The organism is Oxalobacteraceae bacterium OTU3CINTB1 (genome assembly GCA_024123955.1).
GTDB lineage: Bacteria > Pseudomonadota > Gammaproteobacteria > Burkholderiales > Burkholderiaceae_D > Rugamonas.
This window is the reverse complement of record CP099652.1, coordinates 5,210,350-5,224,695: the sequence shown is the minus strand read 5'-3', so window position 1 is coordinate 5,224,695 and position 14,346 is coordinate 5,210,350. Positions and strand designations below refer to the sequence as shown.

Genomic DNA, 14,346 nt, shown 5'->3' with positions numbered 1-14,346 from the left:
TCGTAATTGTTCATATTCGTTGGGCAAACTCACTCGGGAGAAACAGATGCACGGTAAGAAAAGCGCAATCCATCTGGCGATATTGTTCGCTTACGCATGTCAACAGAACGCTTGGGCTGATGAAGTCGGGCCGGTGAGCGCGGTAGTGAAAGTGCCGGGCCACTACGACAATGCGGTGGGCACCTCGGATGCCGCCAGCGCGGGCACCATCACCGCCGACCTGATAGCCAATCGCCCCGCCTTGAGGACGGGCGAGTTGCTGGAATTTGTCCCCGGCCTCATCGTTACCCAGCACAGTGGCGACGGCAAAGCCAACCAGTATTTCCTGCGCGGATTCAATCTGGACCACGGCACCGACTTCGCCACGTTCGTGGACGGTATGCCGGTCAACATGCGCTCGCATGCCCATGGCCAAGGCTATTCGGACCTCAATTTCCTGATCCCGGAACTGGTGCAGCGCATTGACTATAAAAAAGGAACCTACTTTGCCAACGAGGGCGACTTCGCCTCGGCCGGCGCCGCGCACATCCGGCTGGCGGACACCTTGCCGCAGGGGTTTGCCAGCTTGTCGCTGGGCAGCTTCGGGTACCAGCGTGGCGTGCTTGCCGACTCGCTCAACGCAGGCAACGGTACTTTGCTCTACGGGCTGGAGATCAATCGCAACGACGGGCCATGGGAGACGCCGGAGCGCGTACGCAAGTACAGCGGTACGCTGCGCTACAGCCAGGGCAGTGCCGACGACGGCTTTAGCATCACCGGGATGGCGTATCACAACAGCTGGAATGCCACGGATCAGGTTCCGCTGCGGGCGGTGGAATCGGGACAGATCGGTCGCTTCGGCAGCATTGATCCCACCGATGGCGGCGACAGCGCCCGCTATAGCCTGGCTTATGCGATGCGCAAGCGCAGCGGCAACGGATTGTTCGAGTTTGACGCCTATTTGCTGCGCTCCAAGCTGGACCTCTTCAGCAATTTCACTTACTTCCTGGCCGATCCCGAGCAAGGCGACCAGTTCAATCAAAGTGAGCACCGCAACATGGCGGGCGCCAACCTGGCCCAGTCGTGGGTGAACACGGTCGGTGGTCTTGAGACGCGTAACAAGATTGGCCTGCAGACCCGTTACGACCGCCTGTCCCCCGTGGGGATCTACGACACCGTCGCGCGTGTGCGCACCAATACTATTCGGGAAGACCGCGTACGCGAGGCAAGCGTTGGCCTATATGCCGAAAACGTTACCCAATGGGCGCCCTGGGTGCGCAGCATTGCTGGTGTGCGTTACGACACCTACCGGTTTAACGTCGCCAGCAGCATCGACGGCAACAGTGGCAAGGCTGAAGATCATATCGTCTCGCCCAAACTGTCGCTGATCTTTGGACCGTGGGACAAGACCGAATACTTCGTCAACTATGGCAAGGGCTTCCACAGCAACGATGCAAGGGGGACCACCCAAACGCGCCTCGCGGACGGCGGCGCGTCGGTACCCGTGACACCCCTGGTGCCGACCAAGGGTGGCGAGATTGGCGTCCGTACCGAAGTCGTCCCCGGCCTGCAAAGCTCGCTAGCCTTGTGGCGGCTCGACATCGAGTCCGAACTTCTTTTCGTCGGCGACGCAGGCGAGACCGAACCGAGCCGATCGAGCCGGCGCACAGGCGTCGAGTGGAACAACCACTACATTGCCGCGCCGTGGTTGCTGTTCGACCTAGACTTGGCCGCTTCGCGCGCACGTTACACCCAAGATGATTCCTCCGGCAACTACATTCCCGGCTCGCTCGACCGTGTTGCGTCGTTTGGCGTCACCATTAACGACCTGGGCCGTTGGTATGGGGGCTTCGATCTGCGCCACTTCGGACCGCGTCCGCTAATCGAGGACAACAGCGTGCGCTCGTCGGCAACCACCCTTGCATACGCGCGTGCGGGCTACAAGTTCAGCAAGAACACCAGACTCGCCGTTGACGTGTTTAATCTGTTCGACAAGCACGCCAGCGATATCGACTATTACTACCCGTCGCGGCTCAAGGGCGAGGCGGACGATGGCGTCAACGACTTCCACTTCCATCCGGTGGAGCGCCGCTCGTTACGAGTCACGCTAACGCATAATTTCTGATCGGCGGCAGACGACAACATCGACTAGACTGGCGTTTTACGTTTTTGAAGGACTCTCATGCGGCGCTTAACTATTTCGGTGGACGACGATCTGGCGGACGCGTTCGACGCGCTGGTCGAGCGGAAGGGCTACCTCAATCGCTCGGAGGCGTTTCGTGATTTGGTTCGCAAGGACCTTGGTGACGCCGCGTTAGCCAGCGGCAAGGTCAAGTGGTGTGTCGCCACGGTGACTTACCAGTATGACCATCACGAACGCCAGTTGTCGAATCGGCTGGTGCAAATGCAGCATGAGCATCATGATGTCGCGGTTGCTTCCCAACATGTGCACCTGGACCACGACAACTGCCTGGAAACGGTCATTCTGCGCGGCCGCTACGAGGATGTGCGGGCGTGCGCCGACGGCCTGGTGTCGCAAACCGGCGTACGCCACGGCCATGTGCACCTGGTGCCACTGGAAATTAAGCCGGCCAGCTACGTGCGTGTAGCCCACCGTCACGTTAAAGCAAAGTAGACTCACGAACGCATGCCCCGGTCGCCAAGGTGCCACAGATGCATCCTGGTGGCAGCCACTTGGCCGGGCATCTGCAACCTGCATCGATAACGCACCAGCGCTTGCTCAATCATGAAAGTTCATTGCTGCGGACCACGCTAAACGTCTGCATCACCCATCACCTGCATCACCAGCCATGCATCCCACGGGTGACTCTGGCTATCCAGTGTTTTCTGTCACTGACTTCAGTTCGTACGTGGCAGGGAGATGAACAAGCTTATTTTGCCTTCATAGGTCAGAAGCCGGAACTGGTATTTCGAGACACCACCAACAACGATTTCGAGGCGCTATCAACAACGACGTTGAGATTTTGAAAAATGCGGATAGTGTTTTTTCTAAGATCAGGTGATGCCTCGATCTGGCGCTTTGCTGTTGAAGCATCTGCGTGATTAGTGGAGCGTAATAATGACCTCGATCAATAGCCAATAAAAGTCCAGGCTCTATAAGAGGTTGAATGCACATGTGCGCTTGGCTAAGTCACCGGGTGAGCAGACAATATTCAAGACCTTCTACAGTTAGTCCTAAGCTACTTGGTCAGCAAAAAATTCCAGCACTTATTCCTCAGGTCTATTTTTATTATAGTCCGTAAAGCCACGCTATCAGGGTCATAAGAAATACCTCCTTCGTCAGAGGATGGGTTTCTTATTGATGTTGAGAAGGGCGTCCGCATAGATTGAAGTTAGTGGGCACCATCACTATGTTCGTTCTGATGCCGCCTATCCAGAATGAATGGTCGTTGATGCCGGCCGTTACGCTGAAATGACTAGTGAGGAGAGACGCCTGGTTTTGCGCGTATGAGATATGCGGTTTGGTGAGGTGAGTTCCCGATGTCGATATGGCTACTCGGAAGTTGGGGCCAAAAAGCGCGACAAGTTGTGAAATCCTTCTCTGATAAGCTTCCGAAAAAGCATGGTCGCCCTTGCTTTAGCGCAGTCCTACTAGGATGAGGGTTCTAGATGGTGGCGACACTTTCTGGAATTTTCATGGACGATTCACGTTGTAATGGCGGATAATCGGATCAAACAACTTTTATTACGGAAATAAAATGACAACATATCAGGACTATCAAAAGCAGATCACCGAACTTAAACGACAGGCAGCGGCAGCCCGTGAATCGGAGACAGCGGCTGGCTTGGAAAAGATCCGTGACATCATGAAAACCTACGGCTTGACCATTGCCGACATTGTTCCTACTGGAAAACTAAAGACCACCAAGCCTAAGAAGGAAGTTGCTGCCAAATATCGAGACGTCGATACTGGGCAAGAGTGGACTGGTCGCGGCCGTTCTCCAAGATGGCTGGATGGTAAAAACAAAGAAGACTTTTTAATCAAATAAGGATCTTTCTGTCAGGCGGGCCCAAATCAATTTTCGCAATATACGAGTCTTGGTCGACTGACGTGGGCTTAGATCTGCACGTGCCGAAGAGTTGCTTGTAGCTGATGTCCGAGGCCAACTATTTGGCACAAAAGGCTCTCAATCGGTAGTCCAGAAGCGTGCTCGCTGGTTGTCGCTGAAGATAAGGCTACTTTCTAGAGCGTTTTTCTGTACCTTCCAGGAACTCCTGAGAGGCACCGCCAAACTATCCCTCACAATCGACACAGGGTGGCGGTGGCAAACAAGAGCAGGGAAATGGTGTTGAAAGAAGTGTGTCGCATCGGAGGATAGTGGACTATCGCAGCGCGCACGCACCCGTCCCACCCTGTCCAATCGGTTTGGGAAAGCGTGATCCTGCCGCTGCTCTGCTCTGCTCTGCGCTACGCTGGCGATGACGACACAGACGTTGCTCCAAGAGATAAAGCGACACCATCCCGGTCAGTAAGGTGATGGGCACTGCGCCACACGGGTGTAGGGTTGCATCTTTTTCGCTACGGATGTCTCCTAATGCGTTAATGGTGGATCAGAAACGTGCGCGTAGTTCCGTGGGGGGCAGTCCGAACCGACGAATAATTGCGTCGCGCATTGAATCCTCAGAGTTGAATCCTGTTTTGGCGGCAATCTGTTTCATTCTCATGTCAGTGGTATGCAGGTAAGATCGCGCTAGCTCGACCCGAATCTTCTCCAGCGCCTTGGAAGGCGTGGTTTTGACCTCCTCCTTGAATTGTCGATGAAAGGATCGAAGCGACTGGCCAGCTATCGAAGCCATGTGCTCAACAGTCCACGAATATTCTGGCTTGTTGATCATCTGTTGGAGCAAATCGGCGTACTGCGTACCTGACGCCTCCTGCAAAGACAGTGGATCACTGTATTGATTTTGGCCACCTGGCCTGCGTAAGTAAACCACCAGTCGCCTGGCGACTTTTGCGGCAAGGATAGTGTCATGGTCTTCCTGAATTAGCGATAAGGTCAGATCGATTCCTGCAGTCACACCGGCCGAAGTCCATACTTTTCCATCTTTCAGAAAAAGTGAATCAGCCTCGACTTGCACTTCCGGAAATTCACGCGAAAGACGCTCGCAAGAGCGCCAATGCGTCACGGCACGGCGGTTCGCCAGCAGACCGGTACGAGCCAACAGGAAAGCTCCCGTGCAGATGGAGCATATCCGCCTTGACCTTCCGCATAACTCAAGTAAATGATTGTTGAATTCGGCATTCGTTTGGGCCGCTGCATGCACTCCTGGCCCCCCTGGAATGATCAGGGTATCGATATCGAGATTGAGGTCAGCAGGGTCGGAATTGATCGAAAATCCGGACGCGGTCTGAATTGTTTTTCCGGTAAGCGAGCGCACGCTAACCAAGTAAAGAGGGGACGCTCCTTCGTCATTTGCAGTGATCAGTGCTTGAGCGGGGCCCGAAAAATCAATAGGTTGCACGCCGTCAAAAACTAGAATCACAACTCGCCGCATTGGCATTTTTCGACTGCTATCTGGCATACATCCTCCGGCACTGTTCCGCATAATCCGCATCAGAGTATACGACAAGTTTAGGAGAGATCAGCATGGATGAAAAGCGCAGGAAGCTCTTGCAGGCGAGCAGCATTGCTAGCGTACTTTTAACATCGGTAACGGCGAGATCGCTGGCCCAAGGTGTTTCAAAGAACAGACCCGTTCACGTAAACATCATCATCGTTCCTGACATGGTGCAGCTCGATATCACCGGCCCTTTTGAGGTACTCGCGCGAACGCCGGGCTGGACTGTCGACCTTGTTGCGTCTAGTCCAGAGGCTGTCCGTACAGACAGAGGATTGCGATTAGTGCCTAACGTCACGCGAGCTACCGCCAAACCGTCCAACATCTTAGTCATACCCGGTGGAACCGGTATTGATGCGGCGATGCTGGACCCTGAATGGGTAGCGTATGTGCGCATGGAGAGTGCAAAATGCGACTACGTATTTGGCGTCTGTACCGGCTCCCTGCTGTTAGGCGCAGCAGGAGTATTGAGAGGAAAGCGCGCCGGCGGCCACTGGCAGGCGCGGGACCTGTTAACGCAGTTTGGGGCAACAGTATCAAATGACCGGATGACCCTGGACGGTAATATCTATACTTCCGGTGGTGTGACGTCTGGCATTGATATGGCTCTTCGCGTGGTGGCTGATATTGCCGGCATCGACACAGCGCAAAAGATCCAGTTGGCCATGGAATACGATCCGGCGCCGCCATTTGTCGGTGGCACCCCATATACCTCACCACCTGAAATAGTCGCGGCCGTACTCAAAGATTCAGGCAAGCGCCGGGCAATGCGAGAATCTATGGTCTCCGAAGCTGTTCGGAGGCTCAATCAATCTGGGGGGTAACATATGTCGAGAAGCTGAAGATGCCCTCTTTGGACGAGGGAAAACTCGCTGGTTGGACGGTGCGGTCGCGGTTAAACCATGTTGCACTATCCGCTCTCCCTTGCGGTCAGCGCACCGAGTTCGCCAACTCGCCCTGTTCAAGTTCTTAATTGACACTAAGCCCCTAGCTTTCCGTTAGGTAATGTTGCCGACTCAGGCCTTTGTCGTGTCGTCCAAAGGCACAGTGCCCACATTTATCACCTCCGGTTAATATAAGAAGGCGGCGTCATCGTCGCTGCCGAGGCGGCGCAGACGGGCCAGGCGTGCAGGGTGGCAACAAGGCCCGATAGTTCTGAAGATATCAGTCTTCATGGACTCTCATTGGCGCGCTTTGCTGGTTTTTTGTCGCGGTTTGCCTACGCCCGAAGGCCTGTTCACGGTTAACATATTCAACCGTTGGGTTTCTATAAAATTTATATTTTTATGGTAATCCTTTGCACTAACCGAGCGTTGCTGAAATGAAGTACGTAATAGCTTGAAGCTCGAGGCACTTAGATAGACTGAAATCTTGTCATCTAATGCCTTATGCTCAAGTTTTTTAACGATACGTGAGATGACGATTACAGAGGCGACTATCTCAGATTACTGAGGTTGCTCATGTATTCGCTCTCGCTGAATGTGATTTCAGTTTTTGGTATATCAAAACCAAGGGCCATGCTCGGAATCATTGATAACAAAGAATAGCTCCGTTGACGATTACAGTCACGGAGTAGTGTGCGTGGAATAGCCAAATTGGAAGCGCCTCCCTCAAGGTAATATTCAGCCAATACATGCTTTCATGTGAATTGCCGAAATGGGGTTGGCGATTAAAGGGGCACTTAGACCTAGTAGGAGAAATAACGAGTCTTAACGCAGTTTTTTATCTCCAATCCATTCCAGATCACACAGCAAAAGGAAACACGGAATGTCAACCAAGACGTTAACTTTGGGGAGCGTCGATATCAAACAATGCCATGACTCGTTGGCATCGGACATGGAAGATGTGCGCCGCCATATCGAAGAGCGGCTTAGCCACGCCTTGCCCGACCAAGGACGGTCAGACCCGCTCACCGGCGCCATGCGCGCCGCCACGCTCGGGACCGGCAAGCGCATGCGCCCATTGCTCCTGATGGCAGTTGCACGCGACCTCGGGTGCACCTCGCCAGCTTTGCTAGACGCCGCCTGCGCGGTGGAACTGGTGCACGCCGCCTCTCTGATCCTCGACGACCTGCCGTGTATGGATGACGCCAAGCTGCGCCGTGGCATGCCCACTGTGCATCGCCAGTTTGGCGAGCACGTGGCCATCCTGGCCTCCGTTGCCCTGCTCAGCCGCGCCTTCCAACTGCTGTCGCAGGCGTCCGGCATTCCGGCCCACGTACGCACCCGCCTGGTCGGCGCGCTGGCCGATACCGTTGGCGCTCAGGGGCTGGTGCGAGGTCAGTTCCTCGACCTGCACGGCAACCCGCACCGGTCGCTCGACGACATCGCCCGCACAAACGAACTGAAAACCGGCGTGCTGCTGGGCCTGTCCGTGGAAATGGCCGCCATCATCGCCGAAGCAGACGAGCGCGTGATGCTAGCATTACGCTCGTTTGCACTGTCGGCCGGCCAGGCGTTCCAGATCAAGGACGACCTGCTCGACGACGCCGACGCCACCATCACAGGCAAGGACGCCGGCCAGGACGCCGGCAAAGCCACCTTCAACGCCACGCTGGGACGCCAACGCACCGCCGGCCGCCTGGCCGACCACCTGCGCGAGGCCGACATCCATCTGAGCGACGCCATCGGCGGCAAACAGGGCACCCGCAGCCTAGTGGGCACGTTGTTCCGCAACGCCAGCCCGCTGGCCGCTGCGCGCGCGTCGTGACCGGCGCGGTTTTCCCCGCATGGGCAAGCACGCCTGGCGTGCCAAAGGCGGCGTTTGCGCATCAGCCCAGCATGCCCGGATTGCTGTCACCGCGCCATTTCGGCGTGGTGGCGCCGGCATTCCCCAGCCATTTCAGCGCGCTAGCAGCGCTGGCGGGCGAACTGATTCGGCGTGGCCACCGGGTGACGTTCCTGCACCGGCCCGACGCGGCTGCCTACCTGGGCACCCGCATCGCCAGCACCTTACACGGTAGAGCCGGCGACGCGGGAGGCACGCTCATTTCCGGCATCGCCTTCCAGGCACTGGGCATCCAACGCTTCCCACCTGGCTCGATGGAGGTCGCACTGCGCCGCGCTGCCAGCCCCGGCAGTCCGCTGGGCCTGCGCGAGGTCATCCTCGACATGGCTGCTGCCACCGACATGCTGTGCGAGGAATTACCCAATGCCATCGAGGCACTGCGCATCGACGCCCTGCTGGGCGACCAGATGGAAGCGGCCGCCGGGTTGGTGGCCGAGGCGCTGCAACTGCCCCTGATCTCGGTAGCGTGCGCGTTGCCCGTCAACCGCGAGGCCGGCGTGCCGCTGCCGGTGATGCCATTTGGCTACGATGCCAGCGAACGCGGCTTGCAAATGGTGGCTGGCAGCAGCTGCGTATACGACTGGATCATGACTCCGCACCGCCGTGCCATCGAACGCCAGGCGCGCCGGCTGGGCTTACCTGCGCGCGGCGCTATGCACGAGTGCCTGTCGCCGCTGGCGCAGATCAGCCAGACCATCGCCGGCTTCGACTTTCCGCGCCAGCACCTGCCCGCCAATTTTTATCACGTGGGGCCACTGCGGGCGGGTTCGGGAACCCAGGACACCATCACGCCGCTGCCCGCCTTCGATCAGGGCCGGCCGCTAGTCTTCGCGTCACTGGGCACCCTGCAGGGCCAGCGCTTCGGTGCCTTCAAGCGCATCGCCCGGGCCTGCCGCGCGCTGGACGTGCAATTGCTGGCGGCCCATTGTGGCGGCCTTTCCGAACACCAGGCCAAAGCCATCGAACACGCCGGCACGCCCGGCGCAACCCTTGTTTGCGCATTCGCGCCACAGCAGGCGGCGCTGGCACGCGCCAACGCTGTGGTCACCCACGCCGGCCTCAATACCGTGATGGATGCGATCGCCACCGCCACGCCGATCTTGGCGCTGCCGATCGCCTTCGACCAGCCCGGCGTGGCCGCGCGCGTGAGCCATGCGGGCATCGGCCGACGCGCGTCGGCCCGGATCAGCGGCGCCAGCACGCTGGCTGCGCACCTGCGCGCGCTGCTGAGCGATTCGTCATACCAGCGCAGCCTGGCGCCATTGTCGGCCGAACTGGCGCAGGCAGGCGGCACTGCGCGCGCGGCCGATGTCGTTGAGCAGGCCCTGGCGCGCGCACCGGCAGGAGAACCTGCGTGAGCGCAAAACCCTACGACCTGATCCTGGCCGGCGGCGGCCTTGCCAATGGCCTGATCGCCTGGCGCCTGCGTACGGCGCGCCCCGAGCTGCGCATACTGGTGCTGGAACAGGACGCGCACCTCGGCGGCAACCATACCTGGTCATTCCACGACAGCGACCTCGATGACGCCCAGCGCGCCTGGATCGCGCCGCTCGTCTCGGCCCGCTGGCCGCGCTACGACGTGATCTTCCCGGACCTGAAACGCACACTGGACGGCGGCTATGCAAGCATCGCGTCCGAAGATTTCGCGCGCCTGCTCACCCCGGCCCTGGGGGACACGCTGCGCACCAACACCACCATTGCCTCGCTCACGCCTACCTCGGTCACGCTGGTCGATGGCACCGTGCTGCACGCGGGCGCCGTGATCGATGGTCGCGGCCCGGTCCATAGCGACCGGCTGGCGCTGGGCTTCCAAACATTTCTCGGCCAGGAAGTACGCTTGGCTGCACCGCACGGCTTGACGGCGCCGATCCTGATGGACGCCAGCGTGGCCCAGCAAGGCGGCTACCGCTTCGTGTACGTGCTGCCGTTCGGGTCGGAGCGGCTGCTGATCGAAGACACCCATTACGTCGATGCGCCCGAGCTCGATCCCGACCGTTTGCGCGCCAACATCGCCGCCTATGCGGCTGCGCGCAGATGGTCCATCGTGGCCGTACTGCGCGAAGAACGCGGCGCGCTGCCGATCACGCTGGCGTCCAACCACGATGGCTACTGGGTCGACCTGCGCGGCCAGCCTAGCGCAGGGCTGCGCGCTGGCCTGTTCCACCCAACTACCGGCTACTCGCTGCCGCACGCGGTACGACTGGCCGAATGCATTGCCATACAAACCGACCTGCGGGCGCCAGCGCTGTTTGCCGCCATCCGCCAGCACGCCAACGGCGAATGGCGCCGCCAGGGCTTTTTCCGCCTACTTAACCGCATGCTTTTCCTGGCCGGCGATGCCGACCGCCGTTGGCGCGTGATGCAGCGCTTTTATACGCTGTCCGCGCCCCTGATCGCCCGCTTCTATGCTGGCCACCCGACACTGGGCGACCAGCTGCGCGTGCTGTCCGGCAAGCCGCCGGTGCCCGTGGGCCAGGCCGTGGCAGCCGCATTCAAAACTCAACCTCAACAGATCAGGACATCCGCGTGAACCAAGCAAAACAGGCCGTTGTTATCGGCGCTGGCTTCGGCGGCCTCGCGCTTGCCATCCGCCTGCAGGCGGCCGGCATCCAGACCACGCTGCTGGAACAGCGCGACAAGCCGGGCGGCCGCGCCTACGTGTACCACGACCAGGGTTTTACGTTTGACGCCGGTCCTACCGTGATTACCGACCCGTCGGCACTGGAAGAACTGTTTACGGTCGCTGGCAAGCGCCTGTCCGACTATGTCGAGATGCTGCCGGTGGCGCCGTTCTATCGCCTGTGCTGGGAAGACGGCATCCACTTCGACTACGCCAACGACCAGGAAGCACTGGACCGCCAGATCCACGCCCGCAACCCCGACGACGTGGCCGGCTACCAGCGCTTCCTGGCCTACTCGAAAGCCGTGTTCGACGAGGGTTATCTGAAACTGGGCGCGGTGCCGTTCCTGTCGATCCGCGACATGGTGGCGGCCGGCCCGCAACTGGCCAAGCTCGAAGCGTGGAAGAGCGTGTACGGCATGGTGTCGCGCTTCATCAAGGACGAGCAACTGCGTATGGCGTTCTCTTTCCACTCGCTGCTGGTCGGCGGCAATCCGTTTGCCACCTCGTCGATCTACACCCTGATCCACGCCCTCGAGCGCAAGTGGGGAGTGTGGTTTCCGCGTGGCGGTACCGGCGCTCTGATTAACGGCATGGTAAAACTGTTCGAAGACATCGGCGGCAAGATCGAACTCAGTGCCAAAGTGGCAGCGATCGACACGTCCGGCAACCGCGTGACCGGCGTGCGGCTGGAAGACGGCCGCGTCTTTGCCGCGCAAGCAGTGGCGTCGAACGCCGACGTGGTGCATACCTACGGCGAGCTATTGGGCCAGCACCCGCGCGGCCCGGCGCAAGCCAAGTCGCTGGCCGGCAAGCGCCATTCCAATTCGCTGTTTGTGCTGTACTTTGGCCTGAGTCACCACCACAGCCAGCTACAGCACCACACCGTGTGCTTCGGGCCGCGCTACCAGCCCCTGATCAAGGAAATCTTCAACGGCAAAACGCTGGCCGAAGATTTTTCCCTGTACCTGCACGCGCCGTGCGTGACCGATCCGTCGCTGGCGCCCCCCGGTTGCGGCAGCCATTATGTATTGGCGCCGGTGCCGCACTTGGGTAACGCCGACATCGACTGGGACGTGGAAGGTCCGCGCTATCGCGACCGCATCCTGACCTACCTGGAAGAGCGCTACATGCCGGGCCTGCGCAGTCAGCTTGTCACCAGCCGCTTCTTCACGCCGTTCGATTTCCGCGACCAGCTCAACGCCCACGTCGGTTCGGCCTTCTCGCTCGAGCCGATCCTCACCCAAAGCGCCTGGTTCCGCCCGCACAACCGCGATGCCGACCTGGCCAATCTATACCTGGTTGGCGCCGGCACCCATCCCGGTGCGGGCGTGCCTGGCGTGGTCGGTTCGGCCAAGGCCACCGCCGGCCTGATGATTGACGATCTGGCGGGGACGGCGCGATGAACGAAGCGTTGATGGACCACGCCACCGAGACCATCAAGGTGGGTTCCAAAAGCTTTGCGGCCGCCGCCACGCTATTCCCGGCCGACGTGCGGCGCAGTGTACTGATGCTGTACGCGTGGTGCCGCCATTGCGACGACGTGGTCGACGGCCAGGAGCTCGGCTTCGCACCGACAACCGCAGCCCCCGCCCACGACGCGTATGCCGAACTGGCCACGCTGGAAGAACAAACGCGACGCGCCTATGCGGGCGAGCCGATGGCCGAGCCGGCATTTGCCGCCTTCCAGGAAGTGGCGCTGGGCCACGCGATTGCGCCGCAATACGCGTACGACCACCTGGCCGGCTTTGCCATGGACGTGCATGATGCGCAGTACGAAACCATCGACGACACGCTGCGCTACTGCTACCACGTGGCAGGCGTAGTGGGCCTGATGATGTCCACCATCATGGGCGCCAAGAATGCGGATGTGCTCGACCGCGCTTGCGACCTGGGCCTGGCCTTCCAGCTCACCAATATGGCGCGCGACATCGTCGCTGACGCGGACATCGGCCGCTGCTACCTGCCGGCCGCCTGGCTGCGGGAGGCGGGTATCCCTCCAAGTGAACTGGCCCTACCCGAACACCGCGCAGCGCTGGCCACCGTGGCGGCCCGGCTGATCGATTACGCGGAACCATATTACGACTCGGCCAATGAAGGTATCGTCGCATTATCACTGCGCTCGGCGTGGGCGATTGCCACTGCGCGCAATGTGTATCGGCAGATCGGTATCGAGGTCAAGGCGCGTGGAGCCCGGGCGTGGGACGAGCGGGTCGGTACCTCGAAAGCGGCTAAGCTGTGGTTGCTGTTCAAGGGCGGCGTGAGTGCGCTCACTTCGCGCTTGCGGAAGATGGCGCAGCGTCCTGCGGGCTTGTGGAAGCGCCATCCGCCGGAACGGTATCGCGCTGAAGACGGCCTTCGAGGGAGCCGCCATGAAGCGCATGCAACTGGCGCTTGAGGCTGGCTACCGGCGGCGCGTACAGGAAGCCGAAGGATACCGCGCCATGCTTGCCAGGCACCGCGTGGTGCATGCGGTGGGCCTGGTACAGGCGCTTGAGGTAGCCACTTCGCGGCGTGTACGAAAATGGCCAGCGGCGGTGCACCAGGCCGTCGTGAGCGACGAAGTACAAGGCGCCGTAGGCGGTCATGCCGGCGCCGAGCCATTGCAGCGGCGCGTGGCCTTCGGCACCGAAATAAATCAGGACGATGGCCACGCAGGCAAACACCACCGCAAACAAGTCGTTTTTCTCAAACCTGCCGGTGTGCGGCTCGTGGTGCGACTGGTGCCAGCCCCAGCCGAAGCCGTGCATGATGTATTTGTGCGCGAAGATGGAAAACAGTTCCATGAACACCACTGTCAGCAATACGATAGCCGTATTCAATAACGCATTCGTCAACATCACCACTCCAACACATTCATCACACAAAGGAAACCATATGCATACAGCCTACCACAAGCCGAACTACTCGCGTGCCATGCTTTGGCTGGCCTGCGCCCTGTTCGGCGGCTCGGCCTCGGCCGCCACGGTGGAAGTAAAAGTGAGCGGCGTGGCCGTAGGCAAGGGCAAGATCAACGCCGCCGTCTGCGACAAGGAACACTTTCTCAAGGATTGCACCTACTCCGGTTCGGCCCAAGCAAAAGCGGGCCAGACTAAGGTCACCATCGACAATGTGCCGAAGGGTACATGGGCAGTTCTGGTGTACCAGGATGAAAACCAGAACAACAAGCTGGACCGCAATTTCATCGGTATGCCCACGGAAAATTATGCGTTCAGTCGCGATGCGCGCGGCAAGTTCGGCCCGCCGGACTTTAATGACGCCGCCATCGAGATCGGTGACGACAAGGTTGTTGTGCCGATAGCATTGAAAAATTTTTGACCTGTACGCTCTCGGACCGCTGAAATCTAAAGCGGAGGTACACCGAATTCGCCAGCTTCGAC

Annotated in this window: 10 protein-coding genes and 3 pseudogenes; 11 read left to right on the top strand and 2 right to left on the bottom strand. The window is 59.5% G+C overall.

The features are described from left to right. Window positions 1-46 precede the first annotated feature (46 nt). The 4 genes and pseudogenes from NHH73_22600 (at window position 47) to NHH73_22585 (ending at window position 3,989) form a co-directional block, all read left to right on the top strand. Window positions 47-2,104, top strand: coding sequence for a TonB-dependent receptor (locus tag NHH73_22600; GenBank protein ID USX25363.1), 2,058 nt, complete (start codon window positions 47-49; stop codon window positions 2,102-2,104). Window positions 2,105-2,161: 57 nt separating this feature from the next. Then, the gene (gene nikR, locus NHH73_22595; GenBank protein USX25362.1) at window positions 2,162-2,614 is read left to right on the top strand and encodes a nickel-responsive transcriptional regulator NikR; all 453 of its coding nucleotides are present in this window, start codon (window positions 2,162-2,164) and stop codon (window positions 2,612-2,614) included. A 1,084-nt stretch (window positions 2,615-3,698) separates the two neighbouring features. Beyond that, window positions 3,699-3,896 (top strand): annotated as a pseudogene (locus NHH73_22590) (H-NS histone family protein). Then, window positions 3,894-3,989: pseudogene (locus NHH73_22585) on the top strand (H-NS histone family protein). The pseudogenes NHH73_22590 and NHH73_22585 overlap by 3 nt, the downstream one beginning before the upstream one ends. A 562-nt stretch (window positions 3,990-4,551) precedes the next feature. Here the strand turns inward: NHH73_22585 and NHH73_22580 are convergent. Beyond that, window positions 4,552-5,523, bottom strand: a complete 972-nt coding sequence (locus tag NHH73_22580; protein USX25361.1) for a DJ-1/PfpI family protein — start codon at window positions 5,521-5,523, stop codon at window positions 4,552-4,554. A 203-nt stretch (window positions 5,524-5,726) separates the two neighbouring features. On the opposite strand from NHH73_22580, the gene NHH73_22575 reads away from it, so the two are divergent. From NHH73_22575 to NHH73_22550, 6 genes are all read left to right on the top strand, one after another. Then, on the top strand, window positions 5,727-6,383 hold the full coding sequence (locus tag NHH73_22575) for a DJ-1/PfpI family protein (GenBank protein USX29681.1): 657 nt from the start codon (window positions 5,727-5,729) through the stop codon (window positions 6,381-6,383). Window positions 6,384-7,326: 943 nt separating this feature from the next. Beyond that, window positions 7,327-8,268, top strand: a complete 942-nt coding sequence (locus NHH73_22570; protein USX25360.1) for a polyprenyl synthetase family protein — start codon at window positions 7,327-7,329, stop codon at window positions 8,266-8,268. Between the two features lie 71 nt (window positions 8,269-8,339). Continuing rightward, window positions 8,340-9,704, top strand: a complete 1,365-nt coding sequence (locus NHH73_22565; protein USX25359.1) for a glycosyltransferase — start codon at window positions 8,340-8,342, stop codon at window positions 9,702-9,704. After that, window positions 9,701-10,876, top strand: coding sequence for a lycopene beta-cyclase CrtY (gene crtY / locus NHH73_22560; GenBank protein USX25358.1), 1,176 nt, complete (start codon window positions 9,701-9,703; stop codon window positions 10,874-10,876). Before NHH73_22565 ends, crtY begins: the two co-directional genes overlap by 4 nt. Further along, on the top strand, window positions 10,873-12,372 hold the full coding sequence (locus NHH73_22555) for a phytoene desaturase (protein USX25357.1): 1,500 nt from the start codon (window positions 10,873-10,875) through the stop codon (window positions 12,370-12,372). Before crtY ends, NHH73_22555 begins: the two co-directional genes overlap by 4 nt. Next, on the top strand, window positions 12,369-13,364 hold the full coding sequence (locus NHH73_22550) for a phytoene/squalene synthase family protein (protein USX25356.1): 996 nt from the start codon (window positions 12,369-12,371) through the stop codon (window positions 13,362-13,364). Before NHH73_22555 ends, NHH73_22550 begins: the two co-directional genes overlap by 4 nt. A gap of 88 nt (window positions 13,365-13,452) precedes the next feature. On the opposite strand, the pseudogene NHH73_22545 reads toward NHH73_22550, so the two are convergent. Beyond that, window positions 13,453-13,716 (bottom strand): annotated as a pseudogene (locus NHH73_22545) (beta-carotene hydroxylase). Between the two features lie 34 nt (window positions 13,717-13,750). Between NHH73_22545 and NHH73_22540 the strand changes: the two are divergent. Next, window positions 13,751-14,284 (top strand): DUF2141 domain-containing protein, encoded by a 534-nt coding sequence (locus NHH73_22540; GenBank protein ID USX25355.1) that lies wholly within the window; start codon window positions 13,751-13,753, stop codon window positions 14,282-14,284. The last annotated feature ends 62 nt before the right edge of the window (window positions 14,285-14,346 follow it).

Excerpts from the sequence above, each read along its gene's own strand:
- NHH73_22540 (USX25355.1), top strand. The coding sequence starts at position 13,751 with ATGAACACCACTGTCAGCAATACGATAGCCGTATTCAATAACGCATTC.
- NHH73_22600 (USX25363.1), top strand. The coding sequence starts at position 47 with ATGCACGGTAAGAAAAGCGCAATCCATCTGGCGATATTGTTCGCTTAC.
- NHH73_22570 (USX25360.1), top strand. The coding sequence starts at position 7,327 with ATGTCAACCAAGACGTTAACTTTGGGGAGCGTCGATATCAAACAATGC.
- NHH73_22565 (USX25359.1), top strand. The coding sequence starts at position 8,340 with ATGCCCGGATTGCTGTCACCGCGCCATTTCGGCGTGGTGGCGCCGGCA.
- nikR (USX25362.1), top strand. The coding sequence starts at position 2,162 with ATGCGGCGCTTAACTATTTCGGTGGACGACGATCTGGCGGACGCGTTC.
- NHH73_22550 (USX25356.1), top strand. The coding sequence starts at position 12,369 with ATGAACGAAGCGTTGATGGACCACGCCACCGAGACCATCAAGGTGGGT.
- NHH73_22580 (USX25361.1), bottom strand. The coding sequence starts at position 5,523 with ATGCCAGATAGCAGTCGAAAAATGCCAATGCGGCGAGTTGTGATTCTA.
- NHH73_22575 (USX29681.1), top strand. The coding sequence starts at position 5,727 with ATGGTGCAGCTCGATATCACCGGCCCTTTTGAGGTACTCGCGCGAACG.